A 17,276-nucleotide genomic window follows, 5' to 3' on the forward strand; every position below is an offset into this window, starting at 1 on the left:
TTCATCTTGTGTTCTCAGCTCAATACATATCAACCTCCGTATTGATGCAAAGACTATATATCCACAAAGTTTATTACCGTATCATATTTAACCTATTTATATTTACCGCAAAACACGCGACTGTTTAAAAAATATATAGTTTAAAGTCGAAAATACATATCCATTTTCTTAAGAATACCGACCGTCAACCGCTCAACTTACTAATTTTTGAAAAGAGCGATATATTTATAATCCCCACCCGATCACTCACTTTACTAAAATTTAGCTAACTGAGTAACAAAATATTGATTCGATACAATAATTGTATCCTATGATATTTAATATTATTTACAAATATAATTACACCAGTTAGCAGAAAAAAACAATATATCTTCTATTAAATATTTTTATTGAAAAAAAAACATTTTAGAGATTTTTTGAATAGATAATTCGGAGAAAAATATAGCACCATAGCAATGCTTATTTATATTTATATCTTTTTTTGTTTACTATAAACAACAAAACTATTTTTTCCATGTTTTTGGCTTAAGATCTTTAATATGAATCACTTTTATTCATCTCGACTTTTACCTGAATCTATCTGGCTGTCATACCTTTAAGAGAAAATAAAGCAAAACCTATAGTAGCCTTAAGATCTTTAATAGGAAGCTTATCCTGGCCTGCAGAAGTGACCTGAAATAGATTCCAGAAAGGACCTACTTGTAAGATCAAGCGCATTGAGCTCCGAAGGTGTGCCTTTTATTTTCCTGAGACATGCATTGAAATAGCTATCAGCAAGTAATTTATACTCAGGCCCGGATTTTTTACTATTTTCTAGATGAGTGGGTAAAAGACTGAAACCATTGAAGGTACTGAAGATACCTGGCGATGCTGAAGATAAAAGAAGGCGCTGACACTGCGGAAGATAAGTGAAGGTATAAAGTAACTGAAGATGCTTGATCTGAAGGTAAAGAATTCAATGATTTTGAAACAACCATTCTGAAAGTTATACGAATGATTTCAAAATCGTTGAGGTATAATCTACAAAAACCCTATTTTATTAAAATTTTTCCAGATATTTGCATTACGAAATAAACACTTATTTTTTGCGGTTCTGAACTTTTAGATGCTAACGATAATGATTTTTTTGCATTCCTGCTTCTACACGATCTCCTTTTCTGAACTCATAAAATGTATTTATCTGGTTGCACAAATATTTTTATAATATAATGAACAAAGTACCATACAACTTACTTAATAATTTAAGTGATTTAATAAAATTTATTTATTCAGTTTACAACTTGATGAGCCAGTTAAAACAATAGACTAAGTCTTGCAAAAGAAACAGTTCTGAGCTATTTATCCTATCCAATACAAAGATAATAGCTTCTTACGGATTCATTTTAAGGATTTCTTTTGTGAATTAAACGTTTATAACTGGATATTATCTGCCAGATCCGACATTATAGCCTCCCAAAAACGAAATTCATTTGAGTGAGTAATCGAGACCAGATTACTCAAGATATTTTAATATGGCAATTTTGAAAAGATTGTATATTTTTTCAAAGTATATTTAAATTTTATTTAACAGAAATTATTTAACAATAATTAAAGGTGATAGCTCTGTTGAATCGAAAGTTAGTAATATTTTTCATAGTAAACTGTCTTGTCCTGTCAGGCGTTCCTGCAGCTTTATGCATGAGTTCAGCACCGGTTGTTTATGTTACCGGAGACGGCAGTGGGGACTTCAACTGTGATGGAAAAGACGATCATATACAGATAAACGAGGCTCTCAAATTCGTAGCAGAAAACTCCGCATATACGACTGTTCATCTCAAGGGACCTTTTACATATAGCATTGATGAGACCCTTCTGATAGGCAGCAACACTATCTTTGAGGGCGACTCAAGTGCAAAAATAAAGCTTGTAAGCAATGCTAACTGGGAAGCCTGGAAACCGATGATCAAAGAAAGAAGTTCTGGCAGCCACGACATCATCATCCACGGTTTTACAATTGACGGAAACCGGGAAGGTAATACAAATGTGGTTAGTGGAAAAGGGTATTATAACCTTATCCACCTGAGCAACTGTCAGAATTTAAATGTATATGATATGTATCTGACCAATAATCACGGAGACGGCCTGAAAGTTGATAAATGCACCAGCATAAAGCTTTATAACAACAAAATTTACCTGCTCGGGCATGATGGGCTTTATGCCAGTGGCTGTTCAGGCGTGGAAGCCTACAACAACACAATAACCTGCAGGACAAACAGTGCCCTCAGGTTATATAATACAAACGAAGCCTCTTTCCACGATAATGTTATAACGTCGGAGGGTTCCGGAGGCTCAGGGATTGAAATCCAGAAGTATAACACTCCCTTAATGGACGATATTGAGGTCTACAACAACGTAATATACAAAACTGCTCTTGCCGGAATCTGGATTTTCGGATCAGGGTCTTATTCCGCTTCTTCGGCAAACGTCCATATCCATCATAACCAGATATATGATACCGGAACCAAATCCAGCAACAGTATAATAGGAGGAATCGTATCCAACGGATTCGGTGGACTCATTGAGAACAATGTGATCGATGGCGCCTATGGAGCTGGCATTGTCCAGAAGACCGTATATTCTCCAGCACCGTCAGGCTCGGGCTTTGTTCTTACAGCAAGAAATAACATAATTACAAACTCCAGATCTTCTTCAGCCGGAGGAAGCGGGTATGGTATTAACAATGAACTTACAGACACCCACTCTTTTGTCCTGCAGAACAATTGCTTCTACGGGAATACAGGAGGAGAATACAAAAATGTTCAGGCATCGTCCTCCGATATAAAAGTAGATCCGCAGTATGCTGATAGAACTAACCATGACTATCACCTGAAATCAAAAGCAGGACGATGGAATGGAGTCAGCTGGGTAACTGACAGCACAAGTTCTCCCTGCATCGACGCAGGGTACAGCTCTTCAGACTATTCAGCAGAACCTCAGGACAACGGAAACAGGATTAACATAGGGGCTTTTGGGAACACAAAGTATGCTTCTAAATCCGGAACATCGACATCAATTAACAACCAGGCTCCTGTGCTGAATCCCATCCAGGAAGTCACTGTTGAAACTGAAAAAAGCCTGACCATTACAGTAAGCGCATCGGATGCAAATGGAGACAGCCTCACTTATTCCGCCTCAAATCTTCCCAAAGGAGCAATTTTTGACAGTAATTCAGGCCTTTTCAGCTGGACGCCGACTGCAGAACAGGAAGGAAAGTACAGCGTAACTTTTGAAGTAAGCGATGGAAAGCTTAAGGACTCGGCTACAGCAAGTATAAGTGTCATCAAACAGAAAAGTCCCTCACCCGTAACAGGGAAAGTCTACGATAACCGTCTGCGTGAAACTTCCCCTGAAACTGTTTTTGAGAACACTTCCTTTATTGACATTGGGGGAATGAGTACTGGCAGGTACAGGGACGCCATGTGGTTTGACCTGAGCGAATATACAGACTCTGCAGAAATCAGCAATGCAATCCTTTCTCTTTACTGGTATTACCCTGCAGGAAGCTCAAGATCAGAAGATACTGTGATCGAAGTTTACAGGCCTGCTTCTACCTGGAACTCAAACTATGTTAGCTGGAACAAAAAAGATAAAGGCGTTGCATGGAAAAATCCCGGAGGGGACTGGTACGATAAAAATGGCGTTTCTCAGGGCAGCACTCCCTATGCTTCAATAACCCTGAAAGGCAGTACTCTTCCTGATAACAGGTACTATAAGCTGGATATAACTGACCTGGTAAATGAATACCTTAGCGGCAAATACGAAAATACGGGATTCATTATTAAGGCAAAGACTGAAAATAACAATTACATAGCTTTTTACAGTTCCGAAGCCAGAAATGAGAACCAGAAACCCGAGCTTACTATAATTGAGAAGCCATCTGTAAATCCTGTTATGGATATAACCGTTACCGGTGCGAAGGATAACCGCCTGCGTGAAGCTTCCTCTGAGGTAATCTATCAGGACAGCTCCTTTATTGATGTTGGTGGAATGAGCACTGGCAAGTACAGAGATGTCATGTGGTTTGACCTGAGCGAGTACACCGGTTCTGCTGAAATTAGTAGTGCAAATCTTTCTCTCTACTGGTATTATCCTGCAGGAAGTTCAAGGCCTCAGGACACTGTAATTGAGGTTTACAGGCCTGCTTCTGCCTGGAACTCAAATTATGTTAGCTGGAACAAAAAAGATAAAGGCGTTGCATGGAAAAATCCCGGAGGGGACTGGTACGATAAAAATGGCGTTTCTCAGGGCAGTACTCCCTATGCTTCAATAACCCTGACAGGCAGTACTCTTCCTGATAACAGGTACTATAAGCTGGATGTAACTGACCTGGTAAATGAGTACCTTAGCGGTAAATACGAAAATACAGGTTTCCTTATAAAAGCCCGCACGGAAAACAATAACTATATTGCTTTCTACAGCACTGAAGCAGGAAGTGAAAACCAGCGCCCGAAGTTGAATCTGAAATCTGGATTATAATTTATCAGCAATTTTAGTTTCAGGAAGGTGCTTTACAGGGTCGGGAATAAAAACGGCAATTGCTTAACCTCCACCCTGTATATTTTTTGGATAACTCTTTTGGATAACTCTTTTGGATAACTCTTTTGGATAACTCTTTTGGATAACTCTTTTGGATAACTTTTTTGGATAACTCTTTCGGATAACAGGCTTTACCATTTTCTCAGAGCCTGACTTTTTCTGGTTTTAATGTCAAAATTAATTTAAAACTGAATAAAGAATTTATATATCTTGGCTTCATACCCTCTGCATGGTTCCTGCCCTATTGAGCCCTCTTGAAATGCCTGTAATAGATGGCATCAGAATCCCGCTAAATTTGTATGTCGTGCTTAAGGAGCCAGCGCTTCTTGCTGGCATGTCTTATCCGGGGATGCGCACGCCCTGGGAAAACATTGGGGGCGCTGGTTTCTCAGGAGTTGTCTGTCTTTGTGATTCAAAGGTTTCATATAATCCCTATCCTCTCGAAATACTGTTTTCTGAAGAGTTAGAAGATCTGCATCACGGTCTTCCCCCAATTAACCCTCAAATGCAGGGGGAACTTGTAAGAGAAGCAACCGAAGTAATAAAACGAGAAATAGATGCCGGTAAGGGAATTGTTGTCCATTGTATGGGTGGAATAGGCAGGACTGGTACTGTGCTGGGTTGCGTACTCAGGGAACTTGGTTTTCGTGCTGAGGAGATAGTAATTTATCTGGACAGAATAAATAGACTTCGGGGTGTAAAAGGATGGCCTGAGGTGAAATGGCAAGAAGAGATGGTACGTAAGTACTGATATATTCTGAAAAATTAACGTTCAGATGAAGAATTCTTTAATTCGTTGACATCCACTTTCTTATTCACTTTCATATCATTTTCATACCCACTTTCATACCCATTTTCATATTTATTTCATATTCACTTTCCTGGCAGAGATTTTACAACAATATCATTAATTTCTCAGGCACTTTTATTTTTCTTTTATTTTTTCTTTTCGTAGTCAGATTCGCTTTTTGGCTAACTAACAAAAGCCCAACTAATGGAAAAATTTAATAACATGATGTTAACATACTAACAGTTTAATTTAAGTTAAAATGTGGTGATAGCTATGGTAACAAGTCAAGAAAGACAGAGGGCAAATCTGGCCAGAATGAAAGAAATAATGGAAGAAATTGAAAGCACAACAAACGACTCTGATCTGATAGCCGAATTAAATGAACTTCTAAGAAAACCATATTCGCTGTCACTAAAGTGGCATATAATTATGTTTAAAAGTGAAGTCGAAAGAAGCTTGAGGTATTTGGAAGATATAAGAAAAGAAGAACTCAAGATAACAAGCGGAAAGAGCAGGCAAAGAAAGGAACCAAAAGGAGGATTAAAACAGGTTTACTATAAATCCTCAGAGATTCCAAGCGCATTTAAACTTGATTACTGCATTGTGTATGACGCTGAAAAAAACCAGTATAAATGGTTAAAATGCAGCACTCCCAGAAATACAAGAGCAAAAGTATTTACAATTCCAATATCTATGATTGGGGAGGATAAACTCCAGTGGAGTGAGGAAATGAAACAGAAATGGGGAGAAGACAGCATCGGACAGAGAGAATTAGGGGAAAGGGCTATTAATAACTAAAAAACACACCAGCAGGTATATCAAAGATCCCGGAACCAGTCACTTTTATTTACGAAGTATCGGGAGATTAAAGGATATTAACATCGGAAGTTCTTAAAGCTGCGGTTAATGCAGAGTCCCATAACGTAAACGGCACTTAACATTTCTATACTGTATATCATCCGTTGCAGCAGTTACGTACAAAAGTCCTTTGATTTAGTGGATGCTTCAAATCCCGGAATCCAATTTTCTTATTCTTTTCAAAAGAAGATTTAAACTGGAGATTAGATAATAAATGTGGAATCGATGCTCTGTACAGTCTAATCTCCAGCAAAGTCTTAAGGGTCACACCTTATTATGTACGGATTCAGGCAGGGATTTCCTTATTCAGGATATAAGAGATCATTTCGGGGTTCAACTTGCTCTCCCTTGAAACTCTTTTTTCGATTTCCTCGGAGGATTTGCCCTCGATTTTCATCTCTTTAATCCTTTCAATTACCGAGGATGAAATGCTGTAATATTCGTTGATGTCCTTCCTGTGCCCCCAGACATCTCCTTCAAGAAGCTGGACTCTCTGCATCTGGAGGAACATCTCTATGGACTTTGAGACCGTGCGCCTGTATGATTTGGGTAACTGGATTACCTCAATCTTGGGGCAGGTTTCGACCAGTCCAAAGATGTCCTTGTTCGAAGGCCTGAAGGCCAGGTGGACGATACGCTCATTCGGATTAAGTGTAAAGATTTCTTCTCTGGAACTAACTACTCTTATTCTCATGTTTTTCCCCCACTGTAAAGTTTTTTTATGTTTTAAGTTGTTTTATGCTCAGATATTTTATGTTTAGGCAGTTTTATCTTCAGGTAGTTTTATGTTTTTACTACAGTATTAACTACTTATACTTATTATAAATAGTTATCTCATTCGACTAACATTATTTAGATAGTATACTGGGTATTCTACTTTTATCAGGTTCCTTAAAACAGCTTTTAAAAGCTCAAAACCGAATAAAATCACTCTATACAGACGATTCCTTCATCTTTTTTTTGGTTTTTGCTATCTTTCTTACTATAATTTTTTTTACAAACATTTCAATTTATCCTGACCTTTAACTCGTAGAGTTCCTATATTTTCAGCTTAAGATTTTGATAATTTTACAAAAGACATGGAAACCATCCATGTAGACAGGGTTTATGCTTCGTACCAATAAATATGACATATTTAATAAATAAATAAATAAATAAATAATGAATCTGAAGCTAAATAATGGATTTAAAACTAAATAATGGATTTAAAACTAAATAATAGATTAATAAATGCTGGATTTAAGAATAAAATGAGAGATTTAAGAATAAAATGAGAGACTTAAATAGAAAATATTTGAGAGGTGGGTCTAGACCACTGGAAATTTTTAGGGAGATCCATATTCAAAAACCCTCTGCAGTAAACATTAAATGGAACTCTATACCCATTTTCGACTTATGCGGGTTTAATCTTCAAATTTCAGTTCATATTCTTCCTGCAGTTCCCTATCAAAAAGTTCTTCTTCAATCTTCAACGTACTGGCTCCAGTTCCGGTTTTTCTTTCAGGCATGCCAAGTTCAACAAGAGTAAACTGCTTCATTCTTTCAATCCGGGTATCTTCGGGGTTCAATTCTGCAGACCTGTTTAAAGCTGAAAGTGCTTTATCGTATTCTCCTGTGTTGTAATAGAGGACACCCTTATAATACCAGGTTCTTGAGTTATGCAAGTTAATTTTAAGCGCGTCTTCAATAGCCATAAATGCTTCATCGTGTCTACCTAACCTTGAAAGCATAAAAGCCCTTTTTGCAAGAGCTTTCTGGTCATATGGGTTGAGTTCCAGGACGCTGTTAAAATGTCTCAATGCTTCCTCATACATCCCGTTTTTAGAGTAAATGTATCCTCTTGTAAAAAGAGAATCCGAATTTTCAGGGACAATTTCCAGAGCTCGGCCAACAGATTTTAAGGCTTCATCTGACCTGTGCATTCTGGTGAGGATTGCTCCTTTCTTTGACCAGAGGACCGGGTTGAAAGGATTTAGCTGGATCAGCCCGTTATACATGCTGAGTGCATCGTCGTATTTTCCGGTCATTATAAGGATGAAACCTTTGTTCGACAGCGCTTTTGCATTATCCGGCTGAAGGTTTATTATCTTATCATAGGCTTTTAAAGCCTCTTCAAACCTGTTTAGCTTGGAGAGGGCATATCCTTTTCTCAGCATTATCTCAGGGTTTTCCGGTGTAAGCTGATATGCTTTTTCAAGGTACTCGAGCCCTTCTTCATATTTATGGAACTTTAGAAGGGTCTTTCCTTTCAAAAAAAGGAATTCACTATTCTCCGGGTTCATATTGAGTGCGGTGTCCGCAAGCTCAAGGGCTTCCTGAGGTCTCTGGAGTTCCAGGAGACTTGAAATTTTAAGAGGGAGAGCATCCACACTGTCCGGCTCAATTTCAAGTACTTTATTTGCAAACTCTAATGTCTCTTTATACCTTCCTAGTTGATAGAGCACAAAACTCTTTTTACACAGGGCTTTTACATATTCCGGGTTGAAATTACATAGCTCGCTAAAAGAAGATAACTGTCTTTTTGACGAAAGAGTGTTTATAAAGTCCGGAGTAAGGCGGATTACTTCATCAAGCGAATAAAATGCTTCTTCATATCTTTTATGTTTGATAAGAAATTCCGCTTTTAAACGCCAGCCATCTGCGTTGCCAGGTTCTGTTTCAATCAACTCATTAAGGGACTTTTCCTCTTCAAGAATTTTATTTTGTTTGTTTTTCCAGGTTTCAAGAAGGGATCTTGAGTCAGGATGTTCCGAATCAATTGAGAGAACATACTCTATCTGTTCTATTGCTTTCCCGAAATCTCCCGAATCCGCATATCGCAGAGCCAGCTTTTGCATCTCATTCACTGCATGATATGCAGAGATCTGGACAGCTATATCCCCCTGCGGTCCTCTTGTAGGCTGAAACACAACCTGAATTTGAGCTCCCCAGTATACATTCTTTAAATCAACGTTAGATATTGAACTGTCGATTATTGAACTGACATGAAAAAAATATGTTTTTCCATCCTGACCTGTTATAAACCCGTAACCCTGTGGTACAATATACTTGAAAATCTGGCCCTGCCTGCGGGAAATTTTACTGCAGAAATCCTTCTCTAACTGCCTGGTTTCATCGTCGTGATCATCTTCGGAACGGAGATCCATCTCATCCTGGGAAGGTTTTAACTTTTCAGGGATAAGAGAAGAGTTAGAGGAGCTTATAAAGGGAGAAGAGGAGTTAATAGATGAGGAGTTAGTGGAAGGGGAGTTATTAGATGAAGAAGAGTTAGTGAAAGGAGAGTTAATAGACGAAGAAGAGTTAGTGGAGGGGGAGTTAATAAAAGAGCCGATAGATAAGGACTCAATAGAAGAATTGACAGATTTTTCTATCCTGGAGCCTTTATATTCCTTCAACACGCCCATGAGTTTTCCATAGCCTATAAGCTTTTCATATTCTGCACATATTTGTCCGGAATAGTCTTTAAAAGCAGAATCAAACAGAGATATCACGTTTTCCAGGCGAGTACTTTCGTGCTCACTGTTTTTTTCTTGCAGGGCTGTTATAAGGGATTCAGCTGCTCTGTATTTTTTGTCCCTTTGCAGAATATAAATAGAGGATTTTAACAAAAGAGGGAGAGCATCATCAGTATACTTTTCATTCCCTTTCCCGGCAGTTTCCTCCACTCTGGCATTTTTGCTAAGTAGTGAAAGAAGTACGTCCTTGAATATTGAGTACCTTCTCCCGTCTTCAGTCAGGACGCAGAATATGTACCAGGTATCAGGATCTTCTATCGGCAGTATCAGGTTAAAATATACTGACAGGTTGATATGGGCTTTTTCACAGTTATTTATTTTAAGGGCAGCATATGCCGCATTATGGATATATTCAGGCAGGGGTTCTCTATAGAATGCTTCTTCAAAATAGCCCAGAGCCTGTTCAAAAGCCTCAAGATGTGCCAGACAGCAGCCTGCATTATAATGGAAAACACCAATATCCGGGTATTTTTCAGCAAATTTCGATAATTCCGAAATCAGGGAAGATAGGGGGGAGTAATTTTTATTTTTTATGCAGTTCTGGTACTGGCTGTTTATTTTGTCCCACTTCTTTTTATCTTCTTGCAGATGGGTTGAATCAAGGCTGTTTAAGGGAAATGATAAATCCGGCCCATTAAGTGTCAGCTTTGCAGAGGCTACATTTACTTTAAAATCTCCGAGAACTTCTTCGATCTGACTCTCAATCAGATTATGATCTTCGTCTTCGTTTTCTGACGTTTCTTTTCCAGTTTCAGGATTTTGAGGCTGCCCTATTTTCTCTGCAGATCCGGGATAAGCAGATTCCAGTGCAGGTTCTACGCTCAGTTCTACAGGTTTAGAGCTCGGGTCCATATCACTTAAAGGTCCTTCCAAGCCCTGGTCTGAAATGGAGTCTGATAAGATTTCCCATGCCCCTATCATTTTATAATATACGCCGGCAGTCCCTCTTTTTGTCTTAATTATGGTGAAATCCTCACCCATACCTTCTATTTCTCCCTCAAACATACTTCCATTGATCAAAGTCAGATTGACTCTATTCCCGATTGATGCCTTTCTGGAAAATAAGCCCATCACTGTAAAACCCCTTTAAACCACTCTTTCTCTCTAATTATTTTATTTGACTTATATGTTATATACTTTGTTAATTTGTGGTCAAACATGTTTTTAAAAAACAGACCTAAAAAAAATGGTTGTAAAAAGGTTCAGAAATCTATCCAGTTGAAATTCGAAGGTTCGGAACCTGGCCGTTATCACCTTAAAAGGTCTTTCAGATCAAGCTGTAGACCTGTAAATCTCAGCAATCTGCCCTCATAAAAAATCTGAAACTTACTGAACAGGTCATTGTACAGCCGCATTTTTTGATAATACGAGGGGTGATATCGTGGAATGGTGTCGTTTTTGCTCCTGCAGTATGCAGGTCTATAGGAGCAGGTCTCAAATTATCAAATTACAGAAAAGGTTAAATATTAAAGATCAAAAACAAAAATAATATTGAAGATCAAAAACAAAAATAATATTAAAGATCAAAAACAAGAATAAAACTTTCGCCTTTCAGTCAAAAGACTATAACTTTCAAAACATAGAGTAGCCCGGCACGGATTCGAACCGAGGTTGCAGGATCCAGAGTCCCGCATGATTGACCGCTACACTACCGGGCTTCGATGATTTTTCGCTGTGGGGCGTGATTCTTGCGCCCTGAAGCGTATCTTCTAAAGGAAGATTATATATATATAACTTTCGGCTGAGCGCTTTGAATTCTTTAAAGGTTCAGGAAGAAGCTCAATCTATAAAATATTATAATTTTAAATAGTCTAATTTGAGAAAAAAAAGTTATTCTGGCCAAGAGTTTCTATTTTTGGTATCCAGTCACAGGCTTTCTTCAGGCTGATTGAGGACAGCTGTCCACCACCAGCGGGCCATGTCTATAAGGTCTTTCGTAAACTGACCGGAAAGTCTGTATTCTCTGTTTTTAATAGAGATAAGCCCGGCTCCGAGAAGTTTATTGCGCATAGAATAAAAAGAGGCACGGCCTATCTGGAGCTCTTCCAGAATGGTCTTCCATTCATCGGTTCGGATAGCATTACCTGCTGCCTGCCGCTCTTCAACCATTGACAGAAATTTTTGGCCTCTAACGGCAGTGGCATCTTCCTGGAAAATACGCCGCATAAGATTATAGTATGGGTCTCTTGAGTGACTTATACGGGTATTGGCATCCGATCGTACAACGATAGTAGTTGCTGTTCTGGGTGCGTTTTTCACAAGTGACATTGTCTATCAGGCAATTGGGCTTGAAGTTTTAAACTTTTCAGACTGAGGAGTCAGTAGATGTTTTTGTGGGCGAAGAAACTATCTTCATAAGCAGGTCTATATACTCTTCTCTTAAAAGATAAACCATCGGGGTTTTGTAGGACTCCTTATGTGCCCTCAGAATTCCAAGTTTCGAATGAATATACCCTACCATGGATGCTACTGTGTTCCTTGATACATTATATCTACTTGAAAGCATTTCATGCAGCTCATCAATAGTTGCTTTTTTTACCTTGATGAAGATACACAGTATTGCCCTTCGATATCCATTGGAATCAACTTCAAGAAATTTCTCTAGTCTGGATTTAATCTTAGCTCGGATGGATACCATAAATTACCACCTCTACTGATGTAGTAAACTATGTCAGTTATAGCTCTATATATAGGTTTGTAAATTTATTCGTCCTGATGGGAATGGATATTAAAGCTCCTGCTCTTCAGGCAATTTTACTTTGCTTCAAATTCAGCTTCGTGTATTGATATATGCTTTCTCCGATATATCGCTTTTTATTATCCATTTCCATTCTCTATACTTCTGTCATTATCCCGGAGTTGTCCTGAACAGGTAATGATTTTTATATTTTTGTCTTTAACTATTTTTTTCTGATAATCCTTTGTACTCCTTGGGGGGCTGAAAAAACCTTAAAATTTCCTGCGAGAAATTGAACACTTAGATAATATATTTACTTGACAACATTATTATTTTCTTACTAACAGATATATTAAGTTTGTGTTCAATACTCAAAAACACGTTGAGTTTATTTGATTGGTATAACGAGACTCTGAATTTTCTGTTAGTTTATAATATTTTACGTATTATTTCAGGACCCTGTAAAATCCAGAGAAACCTTCGGATGCTATTGTTTTAAAAATTGATTCACTCTTAATGAATCAAATCATTTGATTCATTAAAGTAAATTGATTACATACACAAAACAGGTTTAAAAGTCTATCGTTGAAAAATATGTGACAATGTGTTAGTAGTCAAGGAAATGGAATAAGTAAAACAAGGAAATAGAATAAGTAAAATAGGGAAATGGTAAGTAAAAGTAAGAAAAACCTGAACGGTCCTGAACTCGCAACTTCTTCATCAAAAAAGGAATTAATATTAATCGGGTATAGGTACTCTTTGTTTTGTATACCTGAACTGTTAGATTTCCACAGTATTTTATATTTTTAGTTCAATTCGTAACATTAGACTAATTTTAACACAAATTTTCTGAAGAGTAACACTAGAAACAATAACAAGGATCCGAAGGGACGTAATCAAAATAAGTTACTTAAAGTCTCAAGATTAGAAAACATCTTCTTCGGTTATTTTGGTGAAGGTATTAGAACCAATATTTCTTCACTGTTGTAAAGAAAGAAAAAGTATTGAAAATGCCGGAAAAAGAAGGAAAAAGAAGGAAAAAGAAGGAAAAAGAAGGAAAAAAAGGAATTCCTGAAAAGACTTTGCAGAACATAAAAGCAAAAATCAGAGAAGGATAAGCCCTTAAGGGTAATCTGAAAAACACAAAGAAAATTATTGAATATGTAAACGAACAAAAAGAAGGGATAAAAACAGGATAAGCACAAATGAAATGCCTGAACTGGAAGTAAGGAAATTAATGTTTACTTGAAGAATTGCCAGAATAAATGATAAAACAGTATTTAATTTTTTAAAGATTTGCAAAATGATCTTAGAAAAATGAGAATTCTTAAAAAATAAATCTCTTTTTCCTTTTATTTTTCCTGATATCTTTTTATTATATACTTCCTATTATTATGTCTGGGGAATGTGCTTATCTTAAATGGATATGGTATTAAAACTACTGTCGACAATGGAAGAAAACCTATGAAAAAAAAAATTTCCAATAAAATCCTCATTATCGGTTATGGCTCAGTTTCACAATGCACCCTACCCCTTTTAATGGACAAACTCGATGTTCCGCTAGAAAACATTACCTTAATTGATTTTGAAGACAAATCAAAAGCTCTGAAAAAATATACTGATCAAGGGTTAAGATATGTCTGTGAAAAAATTACCCCGGAAAATTTAGATCAAGTTTTGTCACAAAATCTGGAAAATGAGGGCTTGCTCATTGATCTGGCGTGGAATATCGCTGCTAATGATATCATTAAGTGGTGCCATGATCACAAAGTATTGTACCTTAATACTTCAGTTGAAGTATGGGATCCTACGAAGGGATTTCTGACTCAAAGTCTATTAGAAAAATCGCTTTATTTACGGCAAATGGAATTGGTTGAACTTTCCCGTGATTGGAAAGATGCGCCAACTGCTGTTATTGACCATGGCGCAAATCCTGGCTTGATATCTCACTTCGTAAAGCAAGCCTTGCTGGATATTGCCACGCGCACCTGTGCTGATAAGAAGATCTCTCCCGAGGATGAACAGGAAATTTGCCTCTTTGCGAAAAACAGGGATTTTGCCCGCCTGGCTAAGAAACTGGGAATTAAAGTGATCCATTGTAGCGAGCGAGATACTCAAATTTCTAATCGACCAAAGGAGGTTAATGAATTTGTAGGGACATGGAGCATTGAAGGATTGAGGGAAGAAGGAATAGCTCCGGTTGAAATAGGTTGGGGAACGCATGAGAAAAAATTGCCTCCCCTGGCGCATATACCTCAATGCGGACCGAAAAATATGATTTTCTTGCCCCAGATGGGCATTAATAAATGGGTCAGATCGTGGATACCAGATGAAGAAATTGTAGGTATGGCAATCCGTCATGGCGAAGCATATGGCCTTTCACAACTGTTAACTATCTGGGAAGATGGCAAGGCGATCTATCGGCCTACCGTACATTATGCTTATATGCCCTGTAATGATACACTTTCCTCTCTTTGCGAATTGCGAGGCCGGAATTACGAGCTTCAACCCAGACTCAGGATTATGACAGATGAAATCACATCTGGCGAGGATATAATGGGAGCACTCTTGATGGGCCATTCTTATAATTCCTGGTGGACCGGGAGCTCATTGAGCATTGAAGAAGCCAGGTCCCTCGCTCCCGGTCAAAATGCTACCACCCTTCAGGTAGCTGCAGGCATTGTTGCTGCTGTACTCTGGATGCTTGAAAATCCGCGAGAAGGTATTAAAACGCCTGAGGACCTGCCTCATGATTTTATCATGGATATTGCCAGACCGTATCTTGGAAAATTTATTTCCACACCATCGGACTGGACACCACTTAAAAATCGCAAAATATTTTTCAAAGAAAATCCAGCCGTGGAACATAATTCCGATCCGTGGCAATTCGAAAATTTTCTTTTCGTAGATTAATCCTGAGAGGCTGTCTTAAAATTCAAACCATTTCTATATCTGGATAATGGGCAACGTTAACTTTAAATTCAGACTGTAAATCTACTACATAGGACTCACTCAATTGAGACATAAAATCAAACACATTAAACATCATGGTTTGAATTTGCACTTTAGAGATTTACGGTTTAATGCTACTGTCTTTCAGTTCAAGCGTGTAAGCCCTATCCAGATTATAGAAACAAATTTAATTTTAAGACGCTCTCTATCGGAACCTTGTATTTATATGAAGCAAAACGCCAAAAGTGATAAGCATTTTAGCCTTTTACCTTAACAGTCATGTTTTAGAAAGGGTTAAAGCCTGGGAGAATTTGTTTTGAAGGGTCAGGTTAAGGTTTAAGAAAAGAACTTGAAGAGAACTTCTAAGGTTACTGGTTATTATAATAAACTTAATTCCCGAACTGATTTTTACTTACTCAAAAACTAGCTTATAGTAGAGAGAAAGAGCTTGACTTATATGTTTTCCTGGCTCTGTAGAAATCATCTGTGATAAAAAGTCTTTATTAATTTGAACTTAACTGCTTGATCCGTTTTAATGAACAATTTTTCAACCTCTAAAAGCTTATTCAGGCAGATTTTCTATAAAGCCGAAAATCGAATTAGAAAGCTTACGTACAGGAGAGTCAAAGAGAATATCATTTGGATGTTTTGGAATATCTCTTCATTATTACGGCTATTAGAACGGATACAATTAATCCACTGATAATCTCACGAATATATGGGATAATAAGATTATTGATAAAATACCATGTAAGGCTAATATATTTATAGAGTAATCTCCAGGTGGAACTATTCTGTGGGGGCTCTGGAAGAGGACCTATGAACTGACCTAAGCCAGCAGGACCATATCCTTTTACATCTATATTATTATTTATTACTTCGTTTGTTTTGGTATCAATTACACAGATATTGTTACTGCCTGAGTTCGTCACATATACCTTTTTTCCATCAGGTGTGACTGCAACTCCACAAGGATAGTTTCCTACATTCTCAACGGTATCTGTAACAGTATTTGTTATGGCATTTATCACAGAGACGCTGCCGCCAGGATTCTCGTGGTTTGCTACAAATGCTTTCGTCCCATCAGGCGTAAAGGCGACTCCGCGAGGATACTTTCCTACTACCATTGGTGAGCCTATAATAGTATCTGTTATCGTGTCAATTACATAAACAGTACTGGTACTTAGACCTGTCACATATACCTGTGTTCCATCAGGTGTGACTGCAACTCCGTAAGGATCAGTTACTACGTCTATCTTCTTTATAGGAGCGTTTGTTGCTGTGTTAATTACAGAAACAGTTGCCTCGCCGGAGTTTGCCACATATACCTTTGACCCATCAGGTGTGATTGCAACTTCAATCGGATGGGCCCCTACAGATACATTGTTAACACTGTAATTTGAGGCATCAATTACGGAGACACTTTTGCTGTAGTAGTTTGCTACATATACCTTTTTTCCGTCAGGTGTAATTGCAACCCCTAAAGGATACATTTGTACAGACACGCTTGTAATATTACTATAGTTTGATGTATCAATTATAGAGATATTGTTACTTTCCTCATTCGTTACATATACTTTTTTTCCATCAGGACTGACTGCAACTCCAGCAGGATTAGCTCCTACAGATATATTTGTTATAAAGGTGTCAGTTGTTATATTAATTACAGAGACATCGTTACTTTTTTCATTTGGCACATATGCATACGCAGCAGATAAATTACTTTGTACAGTGGGTGTTGACTCCGTAGATGAAAAAATAATTAAAAGTAAGAGAAAAGCTGTTGAAGCTAAAACGATTGAATATGCTTTGCCCCGCTTTTTCATTTGTGTCCCTATTAAACGCTATATTTTAAATTTAAAATGTTGATATAAAATCAAACAGATTTATTTTTTTATCAGAATTTTTG

Annotated in this window: 9 protein-coding genes and 1 tRNA gene; 4 read left to right on the forward strand and 6 right to left on the reverse strand. The window is 37.6% G+C overall.

Features of this window, described 5'->3' with window-relative positions:
• Positions 1 to 1,677: 1,677 nt before the first annotated feature.
• From ACZ5A8_RS13140 to ACZ5A8_RS13150, 3 genes are all read left to right on the forward strand, one after another.
• Positions 1,678 to 4,515, forward strand: coding sequence for a disaggregatase related repeat-containing protein (locus ACZ5A8_RS13140; RefSeq protein ID WP_464529574.1), 2,838 nt, complete (start codon positions 1,678 to 1,680; stop codon positions 4,513 to 4,515).
• A 289-nt stretch (positions 4,516 to 4,804) separates the two neighbouring features.
• On the forward strand, positions 4,805 to 5,326 hold the full coding sequence (locus ACZ5A8_RS13145) for a protein-tyrosine phosphatase family protein (RefSeq protein ID WP_464529575.1): 522 nt from the start codon (positions 4,805 to 4,807) through the stop codon (positions 5,324 to 5,326).
• Between the two features lie 312 nt (positions 5,327 to 5,638).
• Positions 5,639 to 6,163, forward strand: coding sequence for a hypothetical protein (locus tag ACZ5A8_RS13150; RefSeq protein ID WP_464529576.1), 525 nt, complete (start codon positions 5,639 to 5,641; stop codon positions 6,161 to 6,163).
• Between the two features lie 346 nt (positions 6,164 to 6,509).
• Here the strand turns inward: ACZ5A8_RS13150 and ACZ5A8_RS13155 are convergent, their stop codons facing one another.
• The 5 genes from ACZ5A8_RS13155 to ACZ5A8_RS13175 all read right to left on the reverse strand — a co-directional run bounded on the left by ACZ5A8_RS13155 (position 6,510) and on the right by ACZ5A8_RS13175 (position 12,376).
• On the reverse strand, positions 6,510 to 6,917 hold the full coding sequence (locus ACZ5A8_RS13155; protein WP_229388291.1) for a DUF1699 family protein: 408 nt from the start codon (positions 6,915 to 6,917) through the stop codon (positions 6,510 to 6,512).
• 709 nt (positions 6,918 to 7,626) lie between these two features.
• Positions 7,627 to 10,809 carry a tetratricopeptide repeat protein gene (locus ACZ5A8_RS13160; protein WP_464534128.1) on the reverse strand — a complete coding sequence of 1,061 codons (3,183 nt, stop codon included), beginning with the start codon at positions 10,807 to 10,809 and terminating at the stop codon, positions 7,627 to 7,629.
• A gap of 514 nt (positions 10,810 to 11,323) precedes the next feature.
• Positions 11,324 to 11,396: transfer RNA gene (locus ACZ5A8_RS13165), tRNA-Gln, on the reverse strand.
• A 208-nt stretch (positions 11,397 to 11,604) separates the two neighbouring features.
• Positions 11,605 to 12,006 (reverse strand): hypothetical protein, encoded by a 402-nt coding sequence (locus ACZ5A8_RS13170; RefSeq protein WP_229388289.1) that lies wholly within the window; start codon positions 12,004 to 12,006, stop codon positions 11,605 to 11,607.
• 37 nt (positions 12,007 to 12,043) lie between these two features.
• Positions 12,044 to 12,376 carry a DUF2551 domain-containing protein gene (locus ACZ5A8_RS13175; protein WP_229388287.1) on the reverse strand — a complete coding sequence of 111 codons (333 nt, stop codon included), beginning with the start codon at positions 12,374 to 12,376 and terminating at the stop codon, positions 12,044 to 12,046.
• 1,503 nt (positions 12,377 to 13,879) lie between these two features.
• Between ACZ5A8_RS13175 and ACZ5A8_RS13180 the strand changes: the two genes are divergently transcribed.
• A complete protein-coding gene (locus tag ACZ5A8_RS13180) occupies positions 13,880 to 15,328 on the forward strand; it encodes a saccharopine dehydrogenase NADP-binding domain-containing protein (protein ID WP_464529578.1) in 1,449 nt (482 codons plus the stop codon).
• 674 nt (positions 15,329 to 16,002) lie between these two features.
• Here ACZ5A8_RS13180 and ACZ5A8_RS13185 read toward each other — a convergent pair.
• On the reverse strand, positions 16,003 to 17,193 hold the full coding sequence (locus ACZ5A8_RS13185; protein ID WP_464529579.1) for a beta-propeller fold lactonase family protein: 1,191 nt from the start codon (positions 17,191 to 17,193) through the stop codon (positions 16,003 to 16,005).
• Positions 17,194 to 17,276: the final 83 nt, after the last annotated feature.

The organism is Methanosarcina subterranea (assembly GCF_055385895.1).